This is a genomic window from Halomonas sp. ND22Bw (assembly GCF_003011945.1).
Lineage (GTDB): Bacteria > Pseudomonadota > Gammaproteobacteria > Pseudomonadales > Halomonadaceae > Halomonas > Halomonas halophila.
The window spans coordinates 1-239 of sequence record NZ_PXWD01001702.1; the positions used below are offsets into that span (position 1 = coordinate 1).

Sequence of the window (239 nt, forward strand, 5' to 3'; positions counted from 1 at the left end):
TCGCCTCGTCGCGAGCCAGGCCCCCGCCGTATCGCAGGGCGCCCGCACTCCCCAGGCGCGGCGGCCATGGCCCCTCAAGGGCAAGCTGTGGCTGACGCTGGGACTGATGTGGCTGGTGATGATCGGCTTCGTGATCAGCATGGCCTGGCAAAGCCGGGCCACGAGGTTCGAGGAACGCCAGCATTCCCATTCCAACACCATCGGCATGGTGGACACCCTGCTCGAAGGCTACGCGACAC

1 pseudogene is annotated in these 239 nt (G+C 66.9%); it reads left to right on the plus strand.

Annotated elements, in window-relative coordinates:
* Nucleotides 1-239: pseudogene (locus CVH10_RS24080) on the plus strand (hypothetical protein); the annotation flags it as partial.